The organism is Sporichthyaceae bacterium (assembly GCA_036493475.1).
Taxonomy (GTDB): Bacteria; Actinomycetota; Actinomycetes; order Sporichthyales; family Sporichthyaceae; genus DASQPJ01.
In genome coordinates this window covers 1-3,496 of the sequence record DASXPS010000024.1, presented here as the reverse complement: position 1 = coordinate 3,496, position 3,496 = coordinate 1, and the positions used below count along the sequence as shown (strand labels likewise).

Below are 3,496 nucleotides of genomic sequence, written 5' to 3'. Positions count from 1 at the left end.
GTGGCGCATTGATCACGGCGTCGTGATCGGAGGTTTGCTCAGACGAGTCAGCCCCGCGATGGTGCACACCTACTTCGACTACATGACCAGCGAGTATCCGCGTGGCATCGAGCACGGCATGCTCCTGGTCCAACTGCGCGGGGTCAACCTCGGCCAACCGTGGGCACCGGTAGGAGCGCGACGGATGCTCGGCCGGGCCGGACAACGCGCCGGGCTTGGAGTGGTGAAACCTCACGCGTTCCGACACTTTCTCTCTGCTTAGTTGTCGTGTTGCGATTCCGACTCGGGGGTCGTGCTGAGGTGGTCTTTCCGCTTTGCGCGGGTCGTGTGGTGTTTCTATGGTCCCCGACCATGATCTTGAGCTTCTTTTCCTCCGTGGGCTGTGAGTCCTGGGACGTTGCGTATCGGCCGGTGATCCCGGAGCGGATGCCGGTTTTGATTGATGACGATCTGCGGTTCGAGGACGGGCCGGGACAGCCTCGGCCGGCGGTGGCGGTGAATCGGTGGCTGCGTGGTCTGCCGGCCAGCGGCTGTCCTGCTTCGAGCTCGTGGGCGAGCTACGCGGGCGTGGTCAAGGCGTGGATGGAATTCCTCACCGAGCATGGAGTCGGGTTGTTCGACACCCGTGAACGGCTCAAACACGCGCTGGGCAAGTACGCCGAATATCGGGCGACCGGCCCGACGGCTCGGCGGTTCGCGGCCAGGACGTGGGGTCGGCATGTGAGTGTGTTGTCGCTGTTCTACCGGTGGGCAATGGAGGAAGGCCACGCGCGGGCCGAGCCGTTCAGCTACCGGCTGGGGCGGGCGTTGTTCGCCGGCACCGGCCGGCAGGTGCGAGTGAACCTGGCGGTGCGCCGCACCCCGAAACCCCACGTCACGATCAAATACCTCGAGCCGGAGTTCACCGCGTTGTTCCTCAACGGCCTGCGTGGTCTGGCTCCGGATGGTCGACCGGACGCGGGGTTTCGGGGCCGGGAGCTGGCCCGCAACGCCGCGGTCGGTGAGCTGGCGCTGTCCACCGGGCTGCGATTGCGGGAGTTCAGCTACCTGCTGGTCTTCGAGCTAGCAGCGCTGCCGGCCCGCCGGTCACCGGTGCCGATCCCATTCCCGGTGCCGGCCGGGATCACCAAGGGTGGCAAGTTCCGCACCACGTGGATCTCCTACGACGCGCTCGCCGCGGTACGTCATTACGTCGAGCTCGACCGGGTGGTCACCGCGGCCGGCTCGTCCTGGCGACCGCCACCTCGGTGGGGCGAGCCGCTGCTGGTCACCGACCCGGACGCCCGCGGTGGGCGGGTCAACGGCGTCCGCCGCCGCTGGGAGACCCTCACCGCGGGCGAGCGTCGCCGCCTGGTGGCACCAGACGGCGGCTCGTGCTTGTTGGCGGTGAAGAACGGCGGCGGCCCGTTTACCGCGTGGGCGTCGGTGTTCGAACGCACCGCCAACCGGATCCGGACTAGGTTCGAGCCGCGGTTCCCGCACGTTCATGCCCACCGGCTCAGACACTCGATGGCCATGCACACCCTCGAGTATCTGGTCACCGGCCACTACCGGCAGGCCGCCAAGCTGGTCAAGGACACCGACACCGACGCGGCCCTGACCCTCTATCTGTCCAAAGCGGACCCGATGCTGGTGCTGCGGGACCTACTCGGGCACTCCTCAGTGCTGGTGACGGAAAAATATCTGCGCCGCCTGGACACCACCCGGATCTACCGCGACGCCTACGACCATGCCGGCGCCAGCGGCGGCCTGCTCGACGCCAAGGCCGAGCGGGAAGTGGACGCAGAGTTCAACGAGAACACCGACGAGAACACTCAGGGTGGGGCGTGGTGATGCCCGCTACCGTCATCGAAGACCCGCTGGCGATCGACTGTGTGTTCAGCGACGGCACCACCGCACGGTTCGATCTGGACGGCGTGCCGAACCCAGGGCTGGCTCGCGACCTGCTGGTGGGGTTGGTGGAGCTGATCCACCCGCACGGCACAGTGGATGCCGCCGGCTCGGTGGGCGCGCACTACGTGCAGTCGATTCGGCACATGACCCGCACACTCGCCGCGACCGGGTTCACCGGGCGGGCACGCGATCTGCGGCGCGCCCGGTTGGCCGAGTACTGGATCGGCTCCAGCGTTCCACGGGAAGCCTGCACCCGCCGAATGTTGCAGGCCTTCCACACGGTGACCGGGACCCTGGCGGCCGATGTCGCCGAGCTCGCGGCGGGGCGCGCGTTCAACCCGCAGCGCAACCGCCGCCAGCTGCCGCCCTATTCGGAAGCCGAATGGGACCGGCTGATCCAGACATGCCGTGCGATCGCCGACGAGTCCTATGCCACGCATCAGCAGGGGTTGGCGGCGGCCGAGCGTGGGCAACACCCTCGGCTGGGTGGGTGGACGCCGGAGAACCTGCGCTGGCTGTTGGCCCGTCTCGGCCCGTTGTCCAGCACGGACTTTGGCGCCGAGGTGGGCGCCACCCAAGCCGCGGTCCAGCAACGCGGCGGTTTCGCTCAGGCCAGCGCCGAGATGTTCCCGACCAACGACATGCTGATCGCCTACCGGCTGCTCTTCGGCGCCTACAGCGGGATCGTGCCCGACGGCATCGATGACCTGCTCATCGGTGACATTGATTGGGCCGGCGACGCCACGATCTTGCTGTCCTTCCTCAAACGCCGCACCGCGACGGAGAGCCTGACGCTGCCCCGCCGCGCGGTGCGGCTGCTGGAGCAGTGGCTGTCGCATTCGGCGCTGCTGCGCGGCTTCGCCGACGCCCACCAGCGCCGCCGGTTGTGGTTGGGGCTGTCTCAGCCAGGGCACTACGTGATCGGCATGGGTACCGCGGCGGGGCGAATGTCGATTCAGCGGTGGGTGATCCGTTATGGCGTGAAGAACGACGATGGTGGCCCGCTGAAGATCCACCGGTCGCGGATCCGCACCACACACCACGCGATGCGGGATCAGAGAACGTGGGCGGGGCGCGGCCGAGCGGTGATCGACCCGAACCACAGCCCCCATGTCGAGGGTGATCACTACCTGTCCACGCCGACTGGCTCGCAGCGGCGGGCCGTCGAGGCCATTGTCGAGGATGCGCAGCACGATCTGCTGCGCCGTGCCCGGCCACCGGTGGTGCTGGCCGAGGAACATACCGCCGCCTTGGCCCGTGACTATCCCCAGTTGATGGCCACGCTCGGGCTTGACGACACCGTGATCGCGGAACTCGTCGGCGGCACCCGCGACATGTTCGTCGCGGCCTGCGCCGACCAACTCTCCGGGCTACACGGCCCCAAAGGCAAACCCTGCCCGGCCCGGCCCTGGGTGTGTCTGCTCTGCCCACTGGCGGTGTTCGCGCCCCGCCACGCACCCAACCTGCTGCGGCTCAAAGGGTTCTTCGCCCGCCAGTGGCGGCAGATGCCGGCCGCGCAGTTCATGGCGATCTTCGGCCCCTACGCCCAACGGATCGGGCAAGTGTTGGACCACTTCGACCCCACCGCGCTGGCGCACGCCCG

At 68.2% G+C, this 3,496-nt stretch carries 3 protein-coding genes; all 3 read left to right on the top strand.

The genetic code is table 11. From position 1 onward, the window contains the following. Window positions 1–262, top strand: a 262-nt coding sequence (locus VGJ14_02985; GenBank protein ID HEY2831364.1) for a hypothetical protein, incomplete at its 5' end; no start/stop codon positions are given. Between the two features lie 164 nt (window positions 263–426). Then, complete coding sequence (locus VGJ14_02980) at window positions 427–1,833, top strand: hypothetical protein (GenBank protein HEY2831363.1); 1,407 nt, start codon at window positions 427–429, stop codon at window positions 1,831–1,833. Continuing rightward, a partial coding sequence (locus tag VGJ14_02975) for a hypothetical protein (protein HEY2831362.1) occupies window positions 1,833–3,496 on the top strand: 1,664 nt, incomplete at its 3' end. The genes VGJ14_02980 and VGJ14_02975, both read left to right, overlap by 1 nt.

What these genes read in the sequence shown, in the direction of transcription:
- VGJ14_02980 (HEY2831363.1), top strand. Translation starts at nt 427, where the DNA reads ATGCCGGTTTTGATTGATGACGATCTGCGGTTCGAGGACGGGCCGGGA.